The 24,060-nt window shown below is 72.8% G+C and carries 13 protein-coding genes; 7 read left to right on the top strand and 6 right to left on the bottom strand.

Annotated elements, in window-relative coordinates; genetic code table 11:
* Window positions 1-33: 33 nt before the first annotated feature.
* From ACTWPV_RS23955 to ACTWPV_RS23985, 7 genes are all read left to right on the top strand, one after another.
* On the top strand, window positions 34-2,988 hold the full coding sequence (locus ACTWPV_RS23955; protein WP_443153485.1) for an amino acid adenylation domain-containing protein: 2,955 nt from the start codon (window positions 34-36) through the stop codon (window positions 2,986-2,988).
* Window positions 2,981-6,751, top strand: coding sequence for an amino acid adenylation domain-containing protein (locus ACTWPV_RS23960; protein ID WP_443153486.1), 3,771 nt, complete (start codon window positions 2,981-2,983; stop codon window positions 6,749-6,751). Before ACTWPV_RS23955 ends, ACTWPV_RS23960 begins: the two co-directional genes overlap by 8 nt.
* A gap of 17 nt (window positions 6,752-6,768) precedes the next feature.
* A complete protein-coding gene (locus ACTWPV_RS23965; protein WP_443153487.1) occupies window positions 6,769-12,114 on the top strand; it encodes an amino acid adenylation domain-containing protein in 5,346 nt (1,781 codons plus the stop codon).
* A 2-nt stretch (window positions 12,115-12,116) separates the two neighbouring features.
* Window positions 12,117-12,878 (top strand): AzlC family ABC transporter permease, encoded by a 762-nt coding sequence (locus ACTWPV_RS23970; protein WP_347647770.1) that lies wholly within the window; start codon window positions 12,117-12,119, stop codon window positions 12,876-12,878.
* Window positions 12,875-13,195, top strand: coding sequence for an AzlD domain-containing protein (locus tag ACTWPV_RS23975; RefSeq protein WP_443153488.1), 321 nt, complete (start codon window positions 12,875-12,877; stop codon window positions 13,193-13,195). The genes ACTWPV_RS23970 and ACTWPV_RS23975 overlap by 4 nt, the downstream gene beginning before the upstream one ends.
* 187 nt (window positions 13,196-13,382) lie before the next feature.
* A complete protein-coding gene (locus tag ACTWPV_RS23980) occupies window positions 13,383-14,930 on the top strand; it encodes an AbgT family transporter (RefSeq protein ID WP_347647772.1) in 1,548 nt (515 codons plus the stop codon).
* Between the two features lie 25 nt (window positions 14,931-14,955).
* On the top strand, window positions 14,956-16,095 hold the full coding sequence (locus ACTWPV_RS23985) for a M20 family metallopeptidase (protein ID WP_443153489.1): 1,140 nt from the start codon (window positions 14,956-14,958) through the stop codon (window positions 16,093-16,095).
* A 48-nt stretch (window positions 16,096-16,143) separates the two neighbouring features.
* Here ACTWPV_RS23985 and ACTWPV_RS23990 read toward each other — a convergent pair whose 3' ends face one another.
* The 6 genes from ACTWPV_RS23990 to ACTWPV_RS24015 all read right to left on the bottom strand — a co-directional run bounded on the left by ACTWPV_RS23990 (window position 16,144) and on the right by ACTWPV_RS24015 (window position 23,987).
* Window positions 16,144-16,962 (bottom strand): hypothetical protein, encoded by an 819-nt coding sequence (locus ACTWPV_RS23990; RefSeq protein ID WP_443153490.1) that lies wholly within the window; start codon window positions 16,960-16,962, stop codon window positions 16,144-16,146.
* A 33-nt stretch (window positions 16,963-16,995) separates the two neighbouring features.
* The gene (locus ACTWPV_RS23995) at window positions 16,996-18,984 is read right to left on the bottom strand and encodes a protein kinase domain-containing protein (RefSeq protein ID WP_443153491.1); all 1,989 of its coding nucleotides are present in this window, start codon (window positions 18,982-18,984) and stop codon (window positions 16,996-16,998) included.
* Between the two features lie 45 nt (window positions 18,985-19,029).
* Window positions 19,030-21,063: a serine/threonine protein kinase gene (locus ACTWPV_RS24000; RefSeq protein ID WP_443153492.1), complete on the bottom strand. Its 2,034-nt coding sequence runs from the start codon at window positions 21,061-21,063 to the stop codon at window positions 19,030-19,032.
* A 76-nt stretch (window positions 21,064-21,139) separates the two neighbouring features.
* Window positions 21,140-22,303 carry an MFS transporter gene (locus ACTWPV_RS24005; RefSeq protein WP_347647777.1) on the bottom strand — a complete coding sequence of 388 codons (1,164 nt, stop codon included), beginning with the start codon at window positions 22,301-22,303 and terminating at the stop codon, window positions 21,140-21,142.
* Entirely contained in the window at window positions 22,300-23,352 is a 1,053-nt protein-coding gene (locus tag ACTWPV_RS24010) for a 4-oxalomesaconate tautomerase (RefSeq protein ID WP_443153493.1), read from the bottom strand. Before ACTWPV_RS24010 ends, ACTWPV_RS24005 begins: the two co-directional genes overlap by 4 nt.
* Window positions 23,346-23,987: a GntR family transcriptional regulator gene (locus ACTWPV_RS24015; protein WP_443153494.1), complete on the bottom strand. Its 642-nt coding sequence runs from the start codon at window positions 23,985-23,987 to the stop codon at window positions 23,346-23,348. The genes ACTWPV_RS24010 and ACTWPV_RS24015 overlap by 7 nt, the downstream gene beginning before the upstream one ends.
* Between the last annotated feature and the right edge of the window lie 73 nt (window positions 23,988-24,060).

Here is a 24,060-nt window from a genome sequence, read left to right on the forward strand (position 1 = left end):
TGCCGCCCTCCCGAACCCACAGGAGATCACTCTGTGTACCGCACCGTTGACGCCTGGCCGCTGATCCCCGCGGCCGGCCCGCCGTCCGGGCACTGCCATGCCCGGCGGACCCGGCTGCCCGCAGGCGCCGACGCCGCCCGGATGGCGCGGATCCTCGACCAGGCCGCCCGCCTCTGGTGGGGCGGGCCCGCCCGCCTGTGGACGGAACGGGTGCCCGCCGCCGCCGGCTCGGCGGAGGCCGGGAGGAGGCTCGACGCCGAGCTGTTCAGGCCGGTGCACCCGGAAGGAACCGGGCTGCGGGCCGTCCTGCTGGAGTACGCCGACGGGCCCGCCGACCTGGTGCTCGTCGCGCACCGGGCGCGGTTCGACGCGACGTCGCTGCGGATGGTGGCCGAGGTGCTCACCGAGCGGGTTCCCCGCGAGCGCTTCCACGCCGGTCATACGCCGGCGCCCGCCCCCGACGCCGAGCTGGTCAAGCGGTGGCAGGAGGCCGACTACTCGGGAGCCACCGTCGAGTGGGCGGCCGGGGACGCCGCGGCGGGCGACCGTACCGGGGTCGTGAGCGTGCCGGTCCGCGAGTCGGCGCACCTGGCCGCCCGGATCGCGGTGGCGGCCGCGCTGGTCCTCGGACGGTACGAGGGCCGGCGCTGTCCCGTGATCGGCGCGCTGGCCGGGCTGCCCTCGCGCCCGGAGGGAGCGCTGGGAGCGTACGACGCAGGGACGCTGCTGGCGGTGGATCTGTCCGGCGCCGCCACGACGGGTGAGCTGGTGGCCGGGAGCGCCCGGATCCTCGACGGCGAGGGCGGATGGTGCGACTCCCGCCAGTACGCGCGGCTGTGCGCGGAGACGGGCGGCCGGGTCCTGGCCGGGCTCCTGGCCACTCCCTCCGGCGAGGACCTGCCCCGCCGGACAGCCGGCGAGAGCGTCGTCCCCGGCCGGACGTCCGACGAGGACGTCGTCCCCTGCCAGACCGCTCCCTTCCCGCTCACCCTCGTACCCGGCCGGGACCCTGACGGCTCCCCCCGGCTCGACGTACGCCACCGGCTGGAGGACGTGGACGAGGAGTCCGCACGGCGGTTCGCCCGCCACGTCGCCCGCGTCCACGAACTGCTGGCCGACGACGACCTGGCCCCCGCCGACGTCGACCTGCTGGACGAACCCGAGCGCCGCCACGTGATCCGCCTCGGCCGCCCGGCCAGACCCCTGGAACGGCGGCCGGAGCGGATCGACGAGATCTTCGCCGCCCGGGTCGCGGAACGGCCGCAAGCCGTCGCCCTCACCGGCGAGGACCGCACGCTCACCTACGCCGAACTGGACGAGCGCGCCGGCCGCTGCGCCGCCTCCCTGCACGGCATGGGCGTACGGCCGGGCGACCGGGTGGGCCTCTGCCTGGAACGCACGCCCGACCTGGTGATCACCATGCTCGCCGTGCTGAAGGCCGGAGCCGTCTACGTGCCGATGGACCCCGCCTATCCGGCGGACCGGCTGGCGTACACGGCCGGCGACGCGGCGCTGCGCGTGATCGTCACCCATCGCGACTTCCCGCCCGGGAAGCACCTGACCGTCGTATCCCCCGAACAGCTGGCGGCCGGCGGCGACAGCTCCCTTGACGGCGGGGGCGCGCCGGAGCGGGGCGGCCCCGACGACGCCGCGTACGTCATCTACACCTCCGGTTCGACCGGCCGCCCCAAGGGCGTCGTGGTGCCGCACAGGAACGTCGTCGCCCTCCTGGCGGCCACCGAGGACGACTTCGGGCTCGGCCCGGGCGACACCTGGTCGAACTTCCACTCCAGCGCCTTCGACTTCTCCGTCTGGGAGATCTGGGGCGCGCTGCTCACCGGGGGGCGGCTGGTCCTGGTCCCGTACTGGCTCTCCAGGTCGCCTGAGGAGTTCCACGAGCTGCTGGTGCGCGAGCGGGTCACCGTACTCAGCCAGACCCCGTCCGCCTTCGCCCAGCTCATGGAGGCCGACCGGCTCCGGGACGAGCGGCTCGCCGTCCGGCTGGCGGTCTTCGGCGGCGAACCGCTCGACGCGCGCCCGCTGCTGGGCTGGCTCGACCGGTATCCGGACTGCCGCCTGGTCAACATGTACGGCATCACCGAGACCACGGTCCACGTGACCGCGCAGACCCTCACCCGTGGCGACGCCATCGCCGGGTCCAAGTCGGTGGGGCACCCGCTGCCCGGCTGGCACGTGTACGTCCTGGACGAGCGGGGCCGGCCCGTCCCCACCGGCGCGCCCGGCGAGATCCACGTCGGCGGGGCGGGAGTCGCCGCCGAATACCTGGGCCGCCCGGAACTGACCGCTGAGCGCTTCGTCCCCGACCCGTTCGCCGGCGGCCGCATGTACCGCAGCGGCGACCGCGGCCGCCTGCGCCCCGACGGGCGGCTCGAGCACCTGGGCCGGCTGGACACCCAGGTCAAGATACGTGGCTTCCGCATCGAGCTGGACGAGATCCGCAGCGTCCTGCTCGACGACCCCTCGGTGACCTCGGCCGCCGTGGTCCTCCGTGACGGCCGCCCGGGCGACCCGCCGGGCGACCCGCGCGGGGCGGCGGCCGATCACGCCCTGGCGCGGCTCGACGCGTACGTGACGCCGGCGGACGCCGATCCGGCCGCGCTGCGGCGTCGGGCGGCGAAGGTGCTGCCCGAGCACATGATGCCCGCCACCATCACGGCGCTGCCCGCGCTCCCGCTGACCCCGAACGGCAAGCTGGACGTCCGCGCCCTGCCGGAACCGGCCTCGACCCCGACTCCCCCGCCCGCCCCTGCGGAGGATTTCACCCGGACGCTCGCCGCGGTCTGGGAGTCGGTGCTCGACGCGCCGGTGGGGCCCGACGACAACTTCTTCGAGCTCGGCGGCAACTCGCTCCTGGCGATCCGGCTGGGGGCGGCCATGCGGGAACGGGGCCTGCCCGCGCTGCCGCTGCGCGAGCTGTATCTCCATCCGACGGTACGCGGTCTCGCGCGGGTGCTCGGCCATGAGTGAGGACGCGGGACTGCTGGACTGGCTCACCAGCGCACAACCCGCCGGCACCGATCCCCCGAGCCCGGAACGCAGGGACGCGGCGCTCGCAGGCGCGCAGGTCGCGGGCGCGGGGCTCTCGGGCGCGGAGCCGGTCGGCGCGGAGTGCGTGGGCGGCGGGGGCGGCGAAGGCGCGTCAGGGTTCCCCGTCGCGTGCCCGCCCGGTGCCGGGGCGCCGGAGGTGCTGGCGGCCTGGGGCGCGCTTCTCCACCACCACACGGGCCGCCACGACGTGGCCTTCCGCGTCGCCGGCGACGGGGCGGACGGCGTGGTCCGTTTCACGATCGACCCCGCCGGTACGCTCGCCGGCCTGGCGGCGTCGGTGACGCGCGCGCTGCCCGCCGCCGAACCGCACACGCCGGGTACCGGGCCGATGCCCGTACTGGTACGCGGGAACGGGCGGGAGCCGGGCGCGCTCGGGCGGGAGCCGGGCGCGCTGGTGCTCGGGCTGGACGGTGACGGGGCATGGCTGCGGTACGGCCCTGCCGGCGACGCCCTGAGCGCGGACATGGTCGCCCGCCACGCGGCCCACCTGGCCACCGTGCTGGCCATGCCGGCGGACCGCACGATCCGCGAGCTCGACCCGCTGTCCCCCGCCGAACACGCGAGCCTCGAGCGCTGGAACGACACCGCCACCGGCCACCAGCGGGATGCACGCATCGAGCAGCTGTTCGCCGAGCAGGCCGAGCGGGCCCCCGCCCATCCGGCCGTGGTGCACGGGAGCACCACCCTCACCTATGCCGAGCTGCACCGCCGCAGCTCGTCGCTGGCGGGCTCGCTGCTCCGGGAGGGGCTGCGTCCAGGCGAGCCGGTCGCGCTGCTGTTGCCGCGCACCGTCGAGCTGGTCGTCTCGGCGCTGGCCGTGGTGAAGGCGGGCGGGTGTTACCTGCCCATCGACCCCACGACCGTCCGGGACCGCGTCGCGTTCACGCTGGAGGACAGCGGCGCGAGATTGCTGATCACATCGGGACGGCCCCCCGCGACGCCCGCCGGGTCGCGGGTCGTCGACCTCGATGACCACGACTGGACGGCCGAGCCAGAGCTGGAGGGGCCGGCGGTGGGCGATGCGGGCGCGCCCGCGTACCTGATGTACACCTCGGGCACGACGGGACGTCCCAAGGGCGTCATGATTCCCCACCGCGGCGTCGTGCGGCTGGTGCGCGGCGTCGGATACGTGCGCCTGGACGCCACCACCAGGATGGCGCAGGTGGGGGCGACCGGGTTCGACGCCTCGGTCTGGGAGATCTGGGGCGCGCTGCTCAACGGCGGCACGCTGCACCTCCTCGACAGGGAGACGTTCCTCGACGCCGAGGAGCTGCGGCGGTCGCTGGCCGATGCCGGCGTCACCACGGCGCTGTTCACGTCCGCGCTGTTCGCCAGGCTGGCGGACGAGGACCCGGCGGTGTTCCGGCCGCTGCGGGACCTGCTCGTCGGAGGCGACGTGCTCTCCCCCGGGCACGCGCGGGCCGTGCTGCGCGCCAACCCCGGTCTGCGGCTGGTGAACGCGTACGGGCCGACGGAGAACGCGGTCATCTCCACCGTCCACACCGTCGCCGGGCCGATCGGCGCGCGGGTGCCCATCGGCCGTCCCGTCCCCGACACGGCCGCGTACGTGCTCAACCACGACCGCCTCCCGCTGCCCGTCGGCGTCCCAGGAGACCTGTACGTGAGCGGCGACGGCATGGCGACCGGCTACCACGAGCGGCCAGAACTCACCGGGCGGGCCTTCGTCCGCCATGAAGGGCGGCTGCTCTACCGGACGGGCGACCGGGCCCGCCGGCTGCCCGACGGCTCGATCGACTTCCTCGGCCGGGAGGACCGCCAGGTCAAGGTGCGCGGTTTCCGCGTCGAGCCGGGCGAGGTCGAAACGGCCCTGCTGGGCGTGGCGGGGGTGAGCGGCGCGGTGGTGGTGCTGCGCCGCACGCCCGAGCCGCACCTGTGCGCGTACGTCGAGGGCCGCGTCGACGCGGAGCACGTGCGCGCGGAGATCGGGCGGCGGCTGCCCGCCCCCATGGTGCCCGCGCATGTGGTGGTGCTTCCCGAGCTGCCGCTGACCCCCAACGGCAAGGTCGACCTGGGCGGGCTGCCCGCCCCCGAGGTCGCGAGCGGCGGCAGGGCGGCCGTCGACGAGGTGGAGCGCACCCTGGCCGGGCTCTGGGAGGACGTGCTCGGCGTGCGCGGGATCGGCGCCGACGACCCGCTCGACCGGCTCGGCGGCAGTTCGCTGACCGCGACCCGCGTGTCCGCGCTCGTACGCCGCCGCTTCGGGGTGTCCTGCCCGGTGTCGGCCGTGTTGTCCGCCCGCACGGTCGCCGAACTGGCCGAGTTCGTACGGGCGGCGGACCGTACGCAGGTCACCGGGCCGCGTCCCGGCCTGGCCACCGAACGGACCCCGCTGTCGCCCCAGCAGCACGGCGTCCACGTCGAACAGGTCAAGGACCCCGCCGACACCCAGTACAACCTGCCGATCTTCGTGGACCTGCCCGGCCCGGTGGATCACGAGCGCCTGACGGCCGCGCTCGCCACGCTCGTGGAGCGACACGAGATCCTGCGCACCGAGTTCCCCGTGGACGGCGACGGCCACCCCTACCAGCGGGTCCGCGAACCGCTGGACGTCACGATCGGCGTGGTGGACCTGGCGCCGGGCGAGGACCCCGACGCGTGGGCGGAGCGCTGGATCCGCCCGTTCGACCTCGCCAGGGCACCTCTGTGGCGGGCGGCGCTGGTCCGGCACGGCGACGGCGCCCGGCTGGTGCTCGACATCCACCACCTGCTCACCGACGGCCACGCCCTGACCCTGCTCATGGGCGAATGGGCGGCGTTGGTCAGGGGCGAGCGGCCGCCCGGGGCCGAGCTGAGCTACCGGGACTACGCCCAGTGGGCGGCCGGGTCCGAGCGCCGGGCGCTGTCGGAGAGCCAGCGGCCCTTCTGGGAGGAGACGTTCGACCGGCCGGTCCCGCCGCCCGACCTGCCCACCGACCGGCCCACCGACCGGCCCACCGGCGGGCCGGGCTCTTCGGTGCGTACCACGGAGGGCGGCCATCTCGCGTTCCGGTTCGGCCCGCAGCGGGCCCTGGCGGTCAGGGAGCTGGCCCGCGCCGAATCCGTGACCCCCTTCCACGTGCTGCTGGCCGCGTACACGGCCTTCCTCGGGCAGGTGAGCGGCAGCGCGGACGTGACGGTCGGTACGGCGGCGTCGGGGCGGCACCTGCCGGGCGTGGACCGGGTGCAGGGCATGTTCGTCAACACGCTCTGCCTGCGGGCGCGCCCCTCGGCCGAGCTGCCGTTCCTCCAGCACCTGCGGACCGTGGCCGCGCACGCCGTGGCCGCCGTCGACCACCAGGACCACACCCTCGACACCGCCCGGTACGCGCGTCCGTCCGGCCACGGCAGGCACCCCCTTTTCGACACGTTCTTCGCGGTCCAGGACACCGGGCTGCGGAGGGTGGACTTCCTCGGTGGCCGCCCGTGCTGGCGGCCCGACGTCACCGGGCGCACGATCTTCGACCTCGACCTGCAGATCGAGGTCGAGCCCGACGACTACGCCGCCAGCTGGGCGTACGCCACCACGCTGTTCCTGCGACCGACCGTGGAACTGTTCCGCGACGAGCTGCTGGCGCTGCTCGACGCCGCGATCGCCGACCCGGGCACGCCGCTCGGCGAGCTCCGGCGCGTCGCCGTGACCCCCCATGACCTGTCCGAGCTCGCGTTCGACTTCGACTTCTGATCTGGGTGAGGGAGCACATGCAATCCATCGAGAGCCTGGGCAGGCTCAAGGTCGCCGCCGCGCAACGTCCCCGCGAGGGCGCGTTCTGGCGTGCGGAGCTGGCGGCCCTGCCCGAACGCGCCGGCTTCCCCGCCGACCGCGGCTCGCCTGACGCCGGGTCCTCCGGCGGTCAGGACTCGTCCGACGCCGGTTCCGCCGGCGGTCGGGGCTCGGCCGGTGTCGCCGTCGCCGCCCGCGAGCTCGACCCGTCCCTGGCGGGCCGGCTGCTCAAGCTGGCCAGGGGCCGGGACGCCGCCCTGCACGCCCTGCTGGTCGCCGCGGCCGGCGCGCTGCTCCAGCGGCACACGGGTGAGGACGAGGTCGTCCTCGCCGTGCCCGCCCTCCCGGTCGCGGGCGGCCCCCCGCCGCTGGCCGCCACGCTGCCGCTGCGCCTGCCGATCGGGCGCGACCGTACGCTGCGCAGCCTGCTCGGCGAGGTGGCGAGCCGGTTGCGGGCGGCGGCCGAGCACCAGGACTACCCGATCGAGCTGCTCGCCCGCTCGTCCGGCGCCGTGCCGCACGGCGGCGACGACCCCTTCGCCGAGGTGCTCGTCGACGCGGTGCACGACTCGACGAACGGCACGACAACCGCGACAGGCGATCCGGCGAACGCCCCCATGAACGGCTCGGCGGACGGCCCCGCGGACGGACCGGCGGACGGCGGGGGGTTCTCCGGGTTTCCTGTGGTGTTCTCCTTCGCTCGCCGGGCCGAGGGCCTGACCTTGCGGTTGCGGTACCGGCCCGCCACCCACGCCCCCGGCACCGCGCGGCGCCTGCTCACCCACTGCATGCTCCTGCTCGATCAGGCCAGCGCCCACCCGGACGCCGAGCTGGGCGCCCTGGACCTGCGTTCCGTCGCCGACCGCGCGCTGAGCGCCGGTGCGAACGCCACGCGAACGTCCTTCGACGGCCCGGCCCGGCTGGACGAGTTGTTCGACCGGCGGGTGGCGGCGACCCCGGACGCCGTCGCCCTGGTGGGGGACGGTTTCCGCCTCACCTACGCCGAGCTGGGCTCCCGGGTCAACCGCCTGGCGCACACGCTGCGCGCCCGCGGCGTCGGCCGGGACGACCTGGTGGCGGTGCTGGCCGACCGGTCGCCGGAGATGTTCACGGCCATCCATGCCGTGGTGCGGGCGGGCGGCGCCTACCTTCCGATCGACCCGGGCAACCCGCAGGAACGCATCGCGTACCTGCTGCGGGACAGCGGCGCGCGCCTGGTGCTGACCCAGCCCCACCTCGCCGGGACAGTGGCGGGCGCGGGGGCGGTGACCCTGGACATCACGGACGAGGCCGCGTACGCGCCGGACACGAGCCCGCCGCCCGTTCTCGGGGACGCCGGCGACCTGGCGTACGTCATCTACACGTCGGGGTCGACCGGCGAGCCGAAGGGCGTGCAGATCGAGCACCGCGCGGCCGTCAACCGGATCGCCTGGATGCAGCGGGCGTACCCGGTCGACGCCGCCGACGTGATCATGCAGAAGACGCCCACGTCGTTCGACGTCTCGGTGTGGGAGCTGTTCTGGGGCGTGCTCGCGGGCGCCGCCGTGTGCCTGCCGGCGCCCGGCGCGGAACGCGACCCCGAGGCGCTGGTCGCGGCCGTCCGGCGGCACCGCGTCACCACGATGCACTTCGTGCCGCCGATGCTCGGCGCGTTCCTCGACTTCGTGTCCGGCGCGCAGGAGGGCCCCGACCCGCTGCGCCAGGTGTTCGCCAGCGGCGAGGCGCTGGCGCCGCACCACGTGCGGCGCTTCCGCGAGGTGATCCCGTCGGCCCGGCTGGTGAACCTTTACGGCCCCACCGAGGCCACCGTGGACGTCACCCACTACGCGTGCCGGGGCGACGAGACCCGGGTGCCGATCGGCTGGCCGGTCGCCAACACCCGCGTCCACGTGCTGGACGCCGGGCTGCGCCCGCAGCCGGTCGGCGTGCCGGGCGAGCTGTGCGTCGCCGGGGTGCAGCTGGCCCGGGGTTATCTCGGCAGGCCCGAGCTGACCGCCGAGCGGTTCACCGCCGCGCCGCACGCGGGCGAGGAGCGCGTCTACCGTACGGGGGACCGGGCGGTGCGGCTGCCCGACGGCTCCATCGAGTTCCTGGGCCGGATGGACCACCAGCTCAAGGTGCGCGGGCACCGCGTCGAGCCGGGCGAGATCGAGGAGCGGCTGCGGCGGCACCCGTCGGTGCGGGACGCCGTCGTCGTGGCGCGCGAGCCCGACGGCCTGCGCGGTTACGTGCTGTCGGCCGAGCCGATCCCGGAGGACGAGCTCAAGGAGCATCTGCGGCGGGCGCTGCCCGCGTACATGGTGCCCGCCCGGCTGGTCACGCTGGAGCGCTGGCCGCTCACGCCGAACGGCAAGCTGGACCGCCGCGCGCTGCCCGAGCCCGCGGAGAGCGCCGCGTACGAGGCGCCGCGCACGCCGAGGGAGGCCGGTCTGGCCCGCGTCTGGGCGGAGGTGCTGGGCATCGAGCGGGTCGGCGTGCACGACAACTTCTTCGCGCTCGGCGGCGACTCGATCCGCTTCGTCACCGTGCTGGCCAGGGCCCGCGCCATCGGCCTTGACTTCACGTTCCGGCAGCTCTTCGAGAACCCGACGGTGGCCCGCCTCGCCGAGGTCGCCGGTGAGGACGGCACGGGCGACGACGGCGGGGCGCCGCAGCCGTTCGAGCTGCTCAAGCCGGAGGACCGGGCCAAGATCCCGGGCGGGGTCGTGGACGCGTACCCGATGACGCAGCTCCAGGCCGGGCTCGTCTTCCAGAGCGAGCTGTCGCACGGCACCGTCGAATATCACGACATCATCAGCTACACGATCCAGAGCGCGTTCGACGCCGAGCGGTTCGAGCAGGCGGTGCGCGTCCTCGCCGCCCGCCATCCGATCTTCCGCACCAGCTACCAGCTCACCGGGTACACCGAGTACCTGCAGCTCGTGCACGAGGACGCGCCGAGCCCGCTGTCGATCGCCGACCTGCGCGGCATGACCGAGCGGGAGCAGGAGGCGTGGTACCGCGACTGGGTGGAGCGGGAGAAGGCGCACCGCTTCGTGTGGGCCGAGCCCGGCCTTGTGCGGCTGCACGTGCACGTGCTGGCCGACGACCTGTTCAGGTACACGCTCAGCCAGCACAACTCGGCGCTCGACGGCTGGAGCATCACGCTGGTGCACACCACGCTGTTCGAGGTGTACCACCGGCTCGCGGAGGGCCTGCCCCTGCCCGGCGCCCCGGCCGGCAACCACGTGCGCGACTACGTGGCGCTGGAACGGCGCTCGCTCGCGGACCCGGAGCACCGCGCGCACTGGGCGGAGGTGCTGGCCGGCGGCGCTTTCACCGAACTGCCGAGGACGAGGGAGCCGGCCGCGCCCGACGTGTTCCCCGTGGTGTTCCACGAGGTGGAACTGCCGGCCGGGTTGTCGGACCGGATCGTGGCGCTGGCCGCGAAGTTGTCGGTGCCGGTCAAGAACGTCGCGCTGGCCGCGCACGTGAAGGTGCTCTCGCTGATCAGCGGCGAGCGCGACGTCATCACGGGGTACGAGCACAGCGGCCGCCCGGAGACGGAGGGCGCCACCGAGGCGATCGGGTTGTTCCTCAACACCGTGCCGTTCCGCGCCCGCATGGAGACCGGCTCCTGGGCCGACCTGGTCCGCCAGGTCTACCGGTCGGAGGTGGAGCTGCTGCCGGCCCGGCGCTATCCGATGGCGCAGATGAAGCACGACCTGGAGACCCAGGACCCGCTGTTCGAGACGGCCTTCAACTTCACCCACTTCTACCTGCTCAGGCAGCTGGCGGAGCGCGACGGGTTCGCGCTGCTCGACGTGCGGGCCAACTCGGAGACCGAGTTCGTGCTGCGGGCCGAGTTCTCCCGGCACTTCGTCACCGACGAGGTACGCCTGAGCCTGCACTACCACGCCCACCTCTTCGAGCCCTGGCAGGTGGCCAGGATGGGCGCGTACTACCGGGCGGCCTTCGAGGCGATGACGGCCGATCCCGACGCCCCGCATCACCTCGCCGACCTGCTGCCCGCCGAGGAGAGCGCGGCCCTGGCCAGGGCCGAGGAGTCGGAGGACCTGCCCCCGGAGGTGGCAGGGCTCCTCCCCCGCCCGGCCCGCCTGCGGATCGCCGACGCGCACGGCCTGCGGGTGCCGTTCGCCACCCCGGGCAGGGCCGTGCTCGTCGCGGCCGGCGACGAGGGAGTCATGGTGGACACCGGGCTGCACGGCCGCCGCCTGCACGGCCGCGTGGAGCTCGTGCCCGAGCCGGAGCGCAGGACCTTCCGCCGCTCCGCCGGCCGCGGCTCCGCGCGCCCGGGCGTCCGCCCCGAAGGCGCCGTGCAGCAGCGCATCGCGAAGGCGTGGGCCACGGTGCTCGACGTGCCGGCGGAGTCCATCACGCTCGACAGCAACTTCTTCGAGCTGGGCGGCGGCTCGCTGTCGGCGATGCGGGTGGTCATGGAGATGGGCGGCCTGGTGACGCTCACCGACCTGATGCGCAACTCCACGCTCGGGCCGCTGTGCGCGGTGGCCCAGGCCAACCTCGACGCGGAGGCCGGGCTCGACGCGGAGCCCCGCCCCCGGCGCCTGCTCAGGCCCCTGACGGACGACCCGGACCGGGCCGCGTGCGCGCTGGTCTGCTTCCCGTACGCAGGTGGCGACGCCGCCAACTTCGAGCCGCTGGCCGCCGCGCTCGCGGAGAAGGACGGCCGCATCGCCGTCTACGGCGTCGACCTGCCGGGCCACGACGCGGGACGGCCCGGCGAGCCGTTCGTGCCCGTACGGGAGGCGGCCCGGCTGGTGGCGGACGAGATCCGCGCCGCCGTCGGCGTTCCCGTGCTGCTGTGGGGCCACTGCGTCGGCTCGGCGATCGCGGTCGAGACGGCACGCCTGATGGAGGCGGCCGGCGTCCCGCCGCGGCACGTCGTCGTGGCCGGCAAGCTGCTGCACGACGCCGGCACCACCCGCGAGTCCATCCGGCAGGCGGAGGCGATGGGCGACGACGAGGTCGTGGCCTGGCTGGCCGGCGTCACGGGGCTCACCGGGCTCGACGCGCTCGACCCCGGCCAGGCTGCCTTCGTGGCGGGCGTGTTCCGGCACGACTCCAGCGCCGCCAACACGTACCTGCTCGAACAGGAGGGGCCCCCGCTCGGCGTGCCGCTGACCGCGGTGTACGCCGCCGACGACCCGCTCACCCCCGGGTACGCCCGTCGCCACACGGAGTGGTCGCGCTTCGCGACCACGACCCGGCTGGCCGAGATCGGCCCGGCCGGCCACTACTTCTGCCGCACCGCCCCCGACGCCGTGGCCGCCCTCGTGCGCACGCTATGGAAGGAAGAGCGCTGAGCATGTCCGCCACCGACCCACCCGAGGCGCCGCCCACCCCGCGCCAGGTGTTCCTGGCCGGGGCCAGGAGCACGATGCCCTTCCTCGCCTCCGCCATCCCGATGGGGATCGCGGGAGGTGTGCTGGGGTTGTCGAGCGGGCTGTCGGAGTTCGCCACCCTGGGGCTGGCCATGGCGGTGAACTCCGGCACCGCGCAGTTCGTCGGGTTCGCCCTGATCGCCGACGGCGCGAGCTGGCCGGCGATCATCCTGACCACGCTCATCCTGGGCCTGCGGATGTTGTTGTACAGCACCATCCTCATCCCGTACGTCAAGGAGGTCCCCCAGCGCTGGCGGATCGTGCTCGGCTTCGGGCTGATCGACGAGGTGTTCTTCGTGGCCATCGACCGCCTGCGCAACGGGCGGCTCACCCACCACAAGCACCTGTTCTTCCTCGGGGCGTCGGGGCTGCTGTACGTCACCTGGATGACGTGCACGGTGATCGGCATGTCGCTCGGGTCGGCCGTGCCCGACGTGGAGAAGCTCGGCCTCGACTTCCCGGTGACCGCCATGTTCATCGCCATGCTCGCGATCGGGCTGACGAACTGGCGGGTCGCGGCGGCCATCGGCTCGGCCGGCGTGACGGTGATGCTGGCGCAGGGCCTGCCGTACAACCTCGGGGTGGTGCTGGCCGCGATCGTCGGCGCCGGGGTCGGCGCGGGGTGCGAGCTGGCGACGCGGAAGAACCAGCCGAAGGCGAGCGAGCAGAAGGAGAACGTGGCATGAGCATGCTGCTACTGATCATCGGCATGGGGTTGTGCAGCTTCCTGCCCCGCTATCTGCCGCTGGCGATCCTGGCCGGCCGGGAGCTGCCCGCGGTGGTGGAGACCCTCCTGAAGTACACGCCGCCGGCGGTGCTTGCCGCGCTGGTGTTCCCGGCCGTTCTGACGCCGTCAGGAAAGGGCTTCGAGCTGACCCTGGCCAATCCCTATCTGGTCGGCGGCGCGGTCACCTTCGTGGCGGGCATGGTCTCGAAAAGATTCCTGCTCTCGACGTCGATCGGGATTGCTGCTTTCTATTTGAGTAGGTGGCTGATCGGTTGAAAGATGAACTGCCTTTACTGGATAATCTTGCATTCCATTTTTTGGAACGTTACATAACGCCTTCGACATGGCACGATGCCGTTGACGTTCACTGCGACTAATTGTCTCTGATAGAGTCAAGAAGGCACTTCGGTACGGACGCTTACCGCTTGCGCATCCGTTACCTGTGCGGTTAATATCTGACTTCATGTCCACCCCCCTGACCGTGGAAAAAGAGTCGCGCATGATGAGCGCGACCCTGCGCGTTCTGAATGGAATTGAGCGCGCCGGAAACAAGCTCCCCCATCCGTTCTGGCTGTTCATCTTCCTGAGTGCCTTCCTCATGGCGCTCAGCTGGTTGCTGGCGACCTTGAACGTCTCGGCGGTCAACCCCGCCGACAACAAGACGGTCGTCGCCCAGAACCTGCTGTCCGCCGAGGGCGTCGCGGTGATGCTCGGCGACGCCATCGACAACTTCGCCACCTTCCCCGCGCTGGGCACGGTGCTCGCCGTCATGCTCGGCGTCGCCGTGGCCGACAAGTCGGGGCTGCTGGCGGCGGTGCTCAGGCGAGGCATCTCCCGCGTGCCCGCGCGGTGGGTCACTTTCGCCCTCGCCTTCACCGGCATGATCTCGCACGCGGCCGCCGACTCGGCGTACATCGTGCTGATCCCGCTGGGCGGCCTGGCCTTCTACGCGGTTGGCCGCAACCCGATCATCGGCGTGATCGTGGCGTACGTCTCGGTCGCGGCCGGCTTCGACGCCAGCCCTGTGGTCACCCCGACCGACGTCATCCTGGGCGGCATCACCACCGAGGCCGCGCACACCATCGACCCGAGCGTCACCGTCACGCCTCTCGCCAACTACTTCTTCTCGCTCGCCTCGTCGTTCGTGCTCGCCGCCATCATCACGCTGGTGACGGAGACCCTGCTCACCAAGCGGGCCAAGAGCATGCCGATCGACGACGACGCCGACGTCGGCGACCTGGGCGACCTCAAGCTGTCCGACGTGGAGCGGCGCGGCCTGCGCTGGTCCGGCATCTCGCTGCTGGTGATCGTCGCGCTGGTCGCGCTGGCCATCATCCCGTCCGGCTCGCCGCTGCGCGACGAGAACGGCGACCTCGACTTCGGCCCGCTGCTCGGTGCGATCGCCCTGCTGATCGGCGTCGCCTTCTGCGTCGTCGGCATCGTCTACGGGCGCATCGTCGGCACCATCAAGACGAGCAGCGACGTGCCCGAGTTCATGGCGCACGGCATGAAGGAGATGGCCCCGGTCATCGTGCTGTTCTTCGCCATCTCGCAGTTCCTGGCCTACTTCAAGTGGACCAACATCGGCACGATCGTGGCGATCAAGGGCGCCGACCTGCTCAAGGCAGCCGGCATCACCGGGCCCGTGGTGTTCATCGGCATCCTGCTCATCGTCACGATCATCAACCTGCTGATCACCAGCGGCTCCGCCCAGTGGGCGCTGGTCGGCCCGGTGTTCGTGCCGATGTTGATGCTCCTCGACATCCCGGCGGAGACCACCCAGGCGCTCTACCGGATCGCCGACTCCTGCACCAACGCGCTGTCGCCGATGAGCCCCTACTTCGTGCTGGTGCTCGGGTTCGTCCAGCGCTACCGCAAGTCGGCCGGCATCGGCACCCTGATGGCCCTCGTGCTGCCCCTGTGCCTGGTCATGCTCGTCACCTGGACGCTGCTGTTCCTGGCGTGGTGGGCCCTCGGCATCCCCCTCGGACCGGGCGTTCCCGTCCGGTAACTCCCTCTAGATTAAGGATCCTTCAGTGACACCGGCTCCCATGTGGACCCACCAGGCCCTTCCCGACATGCTCGGCGACCTGCGCAGGCTCGTCGAGCTGGAGAGCCCGAGCGACGACAAGGCACTGCTCGACCGGGCTCTCGACGAGATCGGCGACTGGGCCGCCGACCGCATCGGGAAGCCGGACCTGCTCCAGCGTCACAACGGCGGGCGCCACGGTGACGTGCTGGAGCTGACCTACCACGGCACGGCCCCCGGCTTCGTCCTGCTGGTCGGCCACTACGACACCGTCTGGCCGGCCGGCACCCTCGCCGGCTGGCCCTGGCGGGTCAGCGACGGCGTCATCAGCGCGCCCGGCGTCTTCGACATGAAAACCGGCCTGGTCCAGGCGGTGTGGGCGGTGCGAGGGCTGCGCGAGCTCGGCCTCCCCCACCCCTCGGTCCGGCTGCTGTTCAACGGCGACGAGGAGATCGGCAGCCCGGCCTCCCGCGAGCGGATCGAGGGGGCCAGCGAGGGCGCGCTGGCCACCCTGGTCTTCGAGGGCGCGATCGACGGGGCGGTGAAGACCTCCCGCAAGGGGGTGGGCATCTTCCAGGTGACCGCCACCGGCATCGAGGCGCACGCCGGGCTCGACCCCACGGCCGGCGCCAGCGCCGTGCACGCGCTGGCCGCGCTGATCCTCGAAATCGCCGCACTGGGCGCGCCCGAGCGCGGCACCACGGTCAACGTCGGCGTCGTCAACGGCGGCACCGGCACCAATGTCACCGCCGGGCGCGCCACGTGCGGGATCGACGTGCGCGTCTCCCGTACCGACGAGATGGACCGCGTGGACGCCGCGCTCGCCGCGCTGCGCTCGCCCGACCCGCGCGTGTCCATCGCGTTGACCGGCGGCTGGAACCGCCCCCCGATGACCCCCAACCCGGCCTCGGAAGACCTGTTCGCCAGGGCCTGCAAAGCCGCCATCGAGCAGGGCCTCGACCTGCGCGAGGCGGGGGTCGGCGGCGCCAGCGACGCCAACTTCGTCTCCGCGCTCGGCCGTCCCGTGCTCGACGGGCTCGGCCCTGTGGGAGCGGGCTCCCACTCCCGCGGCGAGCACGCCATCGTCGAGCACATCCCGGAGCGCACCGCCCTCACCATGGGCATCATCACCGGCTACGCCGGCTAGGCGGGCGCAGCCGGACCGGCCGGGCGGGCGCGGTGAGCGCCCGCCCGGCTACGCGGGCGGAGCTCCCGTCGTGTCCGGCCCGTCGAGCAGGACGAGGTCGGACGGGCCGATCGTGGACGTGGCCAGCAGCTCCGTGATCAGGTTGTGGTTGAGCGTGTTGCCCAGCGGCGGCGGGATCTCCTCCTCCATGAGCCCCGGAACCTTGGTGCTGAGCCGCCTGCGCGTCTGGGTGACGATGTGGGCGGCGCGCTTGGCCGTCCAGCCCTGACCGGGGCGGATGCGGTTGAGCTCGTCGGCGACCTGAGCCCAGGTCAGCGGCTGCGGCCAGGGCTCGGGCCGCAGATAGCGCTGGCCGAGGCAGACCAGCACCAGGCGCTCGACCGAGCTCAGCTTCCACCCCGGCGGGTTGCGGGTCTCGGCGTCATGGCGGTTGTCCCGGCCCGAGCCCTCCCTGCCCATCACGATCCGGACCTCGAGCAGGTGTTCCTGCTCGGGGGCGACGATGAACAGCGGCGTGTGCGCCACCGGCAACCTCGTCCGGTGGCCGGTGAGCACCAGCCGCGCGCCCGGCAGGCGGATGGGCAGCCTGCCGAGGTTGTACAACATCCAGGCGGAGTCCTCGCGCGTGATGTATCCGTGCCGCCGGCTGACGTGCGGATCGTTCGGGCCGACGCAGACGTGGACGTCCGGCTCGCAACGCCCGAACACCACGTCGAACTCGGCATCCGGCGCGACGCGCATCCCTCCGTTGCTGCCCCGGACGAACAACGTGCCCGGCTGCGCCGGGGGAAGCCCTTCGGCGAAATTCCCGAGCTCCTTCGGCAGGATGTCCACCTTGCTCTGCGGCCTGCGCACTGTCCACGCCATGCCGTCGATCCTCTCTCCATGCACCTGATGACGCTAGCCGCCGCCCTCCGGGAGGGGTCCCCGGGTCCTGGACGGGTTGACCGTGTAGTGGACGATCACGCCGGCCCCGTCGGGCACCTCCATGAGCCTGTCCACGAGCTTGCCGCCGAAGTCCACCACCCTGAGCTCGATCATGCTCGCGTTGTCCCGCTCCCAGCAGTAGAGATGCCTCTCGTCGTACCAGCCGATCACCGTGTCGCAGTCGGAGGAGAACGCGCGGACCTGCTTGCCGGTGGCGGACTCCCAGAGGCAGTGGTCGCCGTCGTGGCCGCTCGGGCAGTCGGTCACGAACGTCGCGCCCGAGGGGGAGAAGATCTGCGCGTCGTCGAACGGCGGCTCACCGACGTCCCGCACGTCGCGCGTGAGCTTGCCGGAAGGGTCGTAGACGCGTAACCCCTCGCCGTCGCCGTAGGCGCTGACCACGCTCTGCTCGCCGGGGCCCCAGACGAACTCGTGGTCTGCGATCGCCTTGTCGGCCACCTCTACCACGCTGACCGCGCTCCTCGCGAGGTCGGTGTGGTCCACCGTGAGAATGGCGAAGCCCACGGTGAGCCACTCCTCCCCGGCCTTCCTGGTGACGTTGAGCAGGATCTTCGTGCCGTCCTTCGACCAGGCCTGGATGGAGCCGCTCATCGGCTTGCGCACGGTCTTGACCCGGAAACTGGCCCCCGTGTCCCTGTTGGTGAGCAGGACCGAGCTGTAGTCGTCGTCGGTGTAGAGCTTGGGCCTCTCCGCGAGATACCGGCCGTTGGGGGAGACCAGCGACTTGTCGTTGTCGGGATATTTCTCGAACGTGCCCTCCAGCGACTGCCTGGCGTAGTCGACGTAGGTGTCGGACTTCTTGTCCTTGAGCTCGTACGCCGTCAGCCTGATCGGGTCGGCCGGGCTCTCGTAGAGGGTGATCCGGCCGCCTGGCGGCTTGGTCTCGACGGGTTCCGGCGTGCTCGCGTCCTGTGGCGTCGGCGATGTGACGGCCGCGGTCCGGGTGGTGAGCGGGTCGGGCTCGTAGACGGCCTTGCCCACGGCCACCCCGGCCGCCCCCGACACCAGGACGAGCGCGGTGACGGCGGCGGCCACGCCGGCGACGGGGCGGCGCGTGCGTTCCTGGCTCGCGGGCGGGCCGGCCTCCCCCGGCGGTTCCCAGGTCACCTCCCTGAGCGGGTCGCCGACGGCCGGCGGTTTCCGCAGCAGCTGCATGATCACCTGCTGGGCCGTCGGGCGCTCCGCCGGATCCTTGGCCAGGCAGCGCTCGACCACCTCGCGCAGCGGCCCGTCCAGCACGCCGAGGTCGGGCGGGGCCTTGAGCACCCGGTCCGTCACCGCGTGCGGCCCGTCATGGCCGAACGGCGCCCGCCCGCAGGACGCGAAGACCATCGTGGCGCCCCAGGAGAACATGTCGGCCGCCGGCCCCACCGGCCGGCCCAGGATCTGCTCGGGACTCATGTACGCGGGAGTGCCGATCTGGGTGCTGCTGGTCATCTGCACCGGGTCCAGCGTGCGCGCGATGCCGAAGTCGATCACGCGCGGCCCGTCGCCGGCCATGATGACGTTGCCCGGCTTGAAGTCGCGGTGCACCACCTTGCCCTCGTGGATGGCGACCAGCGCGGCGGCGGTGCCGATGGCCAGCCGGTCCAGCGCGGCGCCGGCGCGGGGGCCCTCGTCCAGCACGATCCGCTCCAGGGAGGGACCCTCGACGTACTGGCTGACGATGTAGGGCCGGCCGTGCTCGACGCCCGTGCTGAGCACGACGGCGGTGCAGAAGGGCGCCACCTGCTGGGCGACCTGCGCCTCGCGCAGGAACCGCTGGACGCTCTCCTCGTCGTCCGCCTGGTCGCCGCGCAGCCATTTGACGGCCACGTGCGCACCCATGGGTGTTCTGGCGAGGTAGACGACGCCCTGCCCGCCCTCACCCAGCCTGCCGAGGAGCTCCAGGCCACCCAGGTCGGGGGGATCGCCGGGCACGAGCGATGTGAAGGATGGCATGGCGTCATTGTGTCGTGACGCTGGGGATCGCGGGCAAGCTCGCTGTCATGAGGAGGTGTTCGCCGCGTACCGGGGGGAGAGATCCACGTCCTTGGGGACGTCCAGCAGCCTGCGCACCAGCTTGCCGTCCAGGGTCACGACCTGGATCTCGTCGTTGGCGCCGTTGTCCTGCTCCCAGCAGAAGAGATGGTTCTCGTCGAACCAGCCGAGCACCTTGTCGCAGTCGGAGGAGAACGTACGGGCCTGCCTGCCGGTCGCGGTGTCCCAGAGGCAGTGATCGCCGTCGGCCTCTCCGTCGCGGCAGTCGGTCACGAAGGTCTTGCCCGACGGCGAGAACTGGAGCTCGGCTCCGGCCTCGAGCGCGCCCACGCCGGGCAGGTCGCGCGCGGGCCGGCCGGAGGCGTCGTAGAAGCGCAGCCCCTTGATCTTCTCGTGGAAGTAGATCACGCCCTCTCCCCGGGCGTCCCAGCCGAACTCGTCGTCGCCGAGCGTGGCGTCGTGCACGTCGACCACGTTCGCCTTGCTCCGGGCCAGGTCGGCCCGGTCCACGTCGATGATGGCGAAGCCGGTGGTGGCCCGGCCTTCCTTGCCCTGCGCGTCCTTGGTCGGCTTGCTCACGTTGAGCAGGATCTTCGAGCTGTCCGTCGACCAGGCCGTGATGGTGCTCTCCAGCGGATCGTGCACGGTCTTGACCCGGAAGCTGGCCCCTGCCTCGCCGTTGGTGATGAGCACGGAGTCGTAGCCGTCGGAGGTGTAGTCGGTCTGCCTGATCGCGTGGTAGCGGCCGTCAGGTGAGACCAGCGAGTCGAGGATGCCGGTGTACTTCTCGAACGTGCCCTGCCGCACCTTCCTGGCGTAATAGACGTCCTCGTCGGTCTTCTCGTTCTCGATGCTGTACGACATCAGCCTGATCGGGTCGCCGGGCCGCTCGAAGAGCTCGGCCCCGCCGGGCAGATCGGTGTCGACGGGCGCGGCCGTGGGGCTCGGCGCCGGGGTCGCCGCCTTCGACGGCGCGGGCGACGACGGCGAGGACGCGGTGGGCTGGGCCACGCTGCCGTTCGGCGTCATCAGCCCGGTCGCCGCGACCCCCGCCACCGTGAGGAGCAGAGCCGTCGCCACGGCCGCGCCGACGACGACGGTCTTGCGCCGCAGCGCCCGCGCGGGCCGCTGGGGGACGGACGGCGGGGCGGCCGCCAGCGGGGTGGGCGGGGTGGCGGGCGCCGGCCCGCCGCTCTCGTCGACGTGCCCGGCGCTCGGCTGGGCCCCGGGCTCCGACCTGCGCAGCAGCCGCATCATGACGTGCTTGGCCGTCGGCCGCCGCGCCGGGTCCTTGGCCAGGCACTGCTCGGCCACCTCGCGCAGCGGCCCCTCCAGCGCGCCCAGGTCGGGCTGCTCGTAGAGCACCCGCTGCATCACCGTGTGCGTGCCGTCGGCGCCGAACGGCGCCCGCCCGCAGGACGCGAAGACCATCGTGGCGGCCCAGGAGAACATGTCGGCCGCCGGTCCGACCGCGCTGCCCCTGATCTGCTCGGGGCTCATGTACGCGGGAGTGCCGATCTGGGTGCTGCTGGTCATCTGCACCGGGTCCAGCGTGCGCGCGATGCCGAAGTCGATCACGCGCGGCCCGTCGCCGGCCATGATGACGTTGCCCGGCTTGAAGTCGCGGTGCACGACCTGGCCCTCGTGGATGGCGGCCAGCGCCGTGGCGGTGCCGATGGCCAGCCGGTCGAGAGCGGGGCCCACGCGGGGGCCATCCTGGCGGACGACCCGGTCCAGCGAGGGCCCCTCGACGTATTCGCTCATGATGTACGGCCGGCCGTGCTCGACGCCCGTGCTGAGCACGTCGGCGGTGCAGAACGACGCCACCCGCTGGGCGACCTGCGCCTCGCGCAGGAACCGTTCGACGCTCTCCTCGTCGCCCGACTGGTCCGGGCGCAGCCATTTGACGGCCACGTACGCATCCATCGGCGTCCTGGCCAGGTAGACGACACCTTGTCCGCCCTCGCCCAGCCTGCCGAGAAGGTCGAGGCCTCCCAGACGCTCCGGGTCGCCGGGAATCAGCGGCATGAAGGATGGCATGCAGTGATTGTGACCCTACGCAGGGGATCAGCAGAACCGTACTCGGGAGGACGTTATTGAATCGCCTTCCCCGATCTCAGTCGTCGGGGACCGCCGTGGCCGACCACGCCGCGACCCCCAGGGCCGCCCCGGTCAGCACCAGCACACCCGCGACGCCGCTCACCGCGGCGGCCGCCCCGGACACCGCCGGGATCAGGGTCTGGGCCAGCCGGTTGCCCGCGATCCGCAGGGACAGCACCGTCCCCTGGGTGCCGGACGGCGTCAGCCGGGTCACCCAGACCATCGTCATCGGCTGGCCGAGACCCGAGGCGAAGCCGTACACGGCGGTGAGGCCGATGAGGACGCCGACGGGCACGGGAAGGGGCAGGCCGCACAGCGCGAGGGCCGACACCGCGCAGGCCGCCACGGTGAGCTTCCTGCGCCCGAGCATCCGCACGAGGGAACCCAGGTTGATGCGCGAGGCCATCGTCATGAGGGAGCGGGCGGCGAGCATCGCGGTCACCCAGCCGGGGGCGATGCCCCTGCTGTGCGCGAGGGCGGGCAGGTACGCCAGCGTCACGTCGATCGACGCCAGGATCAGCCCGCTGACCAGCAACGCCCGGTACATGCCCGGGATGGCGAGCAGCCGCCGCGCCGGCCAGCGGCCCCCGGAGGCGGGCTTCGGCGCGGCGCGGTGATGGCTGCCGAACCCGAACGAGGCCGCCAGGGTCACCAGGCTCGCCACCCCGCACGCGGCGGCGATCGGCTCCAGCGGCGGCGAGAGGCTGCCCGGCGCCGGCGGCATCAGCAGGAGCAGCGGCCCCACGCCCTGCCCCAGGGACGTGATGAACGTGTAGACCCCGAAGACGGTGTCCATGCCGCGCCGCCGCGCCTGGCCGGTCACCGCCGACTGCTCGGCGACCATCGAGAAGATGATGCCGATGCCGAGCAGGGCGGTGGCGGCGATCAGCAGCGCGAGGTGCTCGGAAGCGACGAGGGCGATCGCCGACGCGCCGGTCAGCGCGGCCCCGCCGATCACCATGCTCGGCCGCTCCCCCACCCGGTCGACGAGGCGGCCCGTGGCCACCGCCAGGATCAGCGGCGGGAGCGCGAACATCATCGCGAGCACGGCCAGCCAGACCGACCCGTACCCGAGCTCGATCACCGCGTACGACAACGACGGCCGCAGCCCGTAGCTGACGACCTGGACCAGGATCGCGTGGACCACGAGCAGCGGCCAGAAGGCCCGGCCCGCGGTCACCGCGGGTAGGCGATGCCGTCGATGAGCTTTCGCGCGGTGCGCACCACTCCGGTCCTGGTCACGTCGTGCCCGTCCAACTCGACCTCGACGTCGAGGTAGCCCGTCGGGTGTTCCACCCGCACCCGCGGGCCGCCGGATAGCTCGGCGATGCCGTCGACCGCGCTGCCCGGCAGCCGCAGCGCCGCCGCCACGCTCGCCGCGCCCAGCACGCCGATCGAGGTGTGGCACCGGTGCGGGATGAAGGTCCTGGTGCCGCACGCGCCGCCGGCCCGCGGCGGGGAGACCATGGTCAGTTTGGGCACCGTGGTGTCGCTGACGTCGCCGAGCCCCATCCGGCGGCCCGCCTCCAGGCGGAGCGCCTCCAGGCGGCGGCGCAGCGACGCGTCGTTCTCCAGTTCCTCGGGGCTCTCCACGCCGGTGACGCCCAGCTGGGCCGCGGGCATCACCACGACCGGCATGCCGTTGTCCACGCAGGTGACGCCGACGCCGTCGATGACCTCGCTGACCTGTCCTGTGGGCAGCAGCGAGCCGCACGTCGAGCCGGCCGTGCCCTGGAAGTCGAGGACGACGGGCGCGGCCGTGCCGGGCACCCCGGCGATCTCGACGTCGCCGTCGTAGGTGACCTCGCCGCCGGGCGTGCGCACCGTCGCGGTCACGGCGCCGCCGGTGTTCGCCATCGCGATGCGTACGGACGTGGTGTCCTGCCCCGCCGCGACGAGGCCGCGCTCGATGGCGAACGGCCCCACGCCCGCGAGGATGTTGCCGCAGTTCTGCTGGTCCGACACCAGCGCCTGGTCGACGAAGACCTGGAGGAACAGGTAGTCGACCGACCCGTCGTCCCCGGGGGACACCACGGCCACCTTGCTGGTGAGCGGGTGGGCGCCGCCGAGGCCGTCGATCTGCCGGTCGTCCGGCGAGCCCATGATCCGCAGCAGCAGCTCGTCGCGCTCCCCTGGGTCGCCCGGCAGGTCGTCCGCGAGGAAGTACAGCCCTTTCGACGTGCCCCCGCGCATGATCATGCAGGGGATGCCGGAATGTCCGGTCACCATGGGTCTCCGTTCTCCGTGGCGGGCCGGGTCTTCTCCAGGGCCTCGATGACGCTGCGCAGGTGAGCGCGCATGGCGGCCTCCGCCCGGCCTTCGTCGCGGGCGCAGATGGCCTCGATGATCTCCAGGTGCTGCGGCAGCGACACGGCCGCGCGGCCCGACTGGAGCGCGAGCCGCACCTGGTAGCGGGTCAGGTTGCCGCGGATGCGCTCGATGATGTCGCCGGCCGCCGACTGGTCGCTGATCGTCCTGATGAACGCGTGCAGTTCCTTGTTGCAGTTGGAGTATTCGATGAGGTCGCCGGACGCCTCGTACTGCCGCATCCGCTCCCCGATGGAGCGCAGCTGGGCGGCCTGGCCGTCGCTGACCCTGGCGGCCGCCTTGGCCGCGCAGAGCCCCTCGACGACCATGCGGATCTCGGTGAACTCGATGGCCTCCGCGAGGGTGATCGCCCGGACCCGCGCGCCCCGGTTCGGGATCCGCTCCACCAGGCCCTCGCTCACCAGGTCGGCCAGCGCGTTGCGCACGTGCGACCTGGATGCGCCGAGCTGGGCGCAGAGATCCACCTCGATGAGCCGCTGATTCGGCGCCAGGTCCCCCGCGAAGATGGCTTCACGAATCCGGTCCACTACTTTCATTGGTCGGACGTCCCCGATCCTGACTCACTTGATCATTTCGCCCGGCGGGACCGCCCGCCGGGACTGCCAGAGG

It is taken from the genome of Nonomuraea sp. KM88 (genome assembly GCF_052245635.1).
Lineage (GTDB): Bacteria > Actinomycetota > Actinomycetes > Streptosporangiales > Streptosporangiaceae > Nonomuraea.

What these genes read in the sequence shown, in the direction of transcription:
- ACTWPV_RS23960 (WP_443153486.1), top strand. Translation starts at nt 2,981, where the DNA reads ATGAGTGAGGACGCGGGACTGCTGGACTGGCTCACCAGCGCACAACCC.
- ACTWPV_RS23965 (WP_443153487.1), top strand. Translation starts at nt 6,769, where the DNA reads ATGCAATCCATCGAGAGCCTGGGCAGGCTCAAGGTCGCCGCCGCGCAA.
- ACTWPV_RS23970 (WP_347647770.1), top strand. Translation starts at nt 12,117, where the DNA reads ATGTCCGCCACCGACCCACCCGAGGCGCCGCCCACCCCGCGCCAGGTG.
- ACTWPV_RS23975 (WP_443153488.1), top strand. Translation starts at nt 12,875, where the DNA reads ATGAGCATGCTGCTACTGATCATCGGCATGGGGTTGTGCAGCTTCCTG.
- ACTWPV_RS23980 (WP_347647772.1), top strand. Translation starts at nt 13,383, where the DNA reads ATGTCCACCCCCCTGACCGTGGAAAAAGAGTCGCGCATGATGAGCGCG.
- ACTWPV_RS23990 (WP_443153490.1), bottom strand. Translation starts at nt 16,962, where the DNA reads ATGGCGTGGACAGTGCGCAGGCCGCAGAGCAAGGTGGACATCCTGCCG.
- ACTWPV_RS23995 (WP_443153491.1), bottom strand. Translation starts at nt 18,984, where the DNA reads ATGCCATCCTTCACATCGCTCGTGCCCGGCGATCCCCCCGACCTGGGT.
- ACTWPV_RS24000 (WP_443153492.1), bottom strand. Translation starts at nt 21,063, where the DNA reads ATGCCATCCTTCATGCCGCTGATTCCCGGCGACCCGGAGCGTCTGGGA.
- ACTWPV_RS24010 (WP_443153493.1), bottom strand. Translation starts at nt 23,352, where the DNA reads ATGGTGACCGGACATTCCGGCATCCCCTGCATGATCATGCGCGGGGGC.
- ACTWPV_RS24015 (WP_443153494.1), bottom strand. Translation starts at nt 23,987, where the DNA reads ATGAAAGTAGTGGACCGGATTCGTGAAGCCATCTTCGCGGGGGACCTG.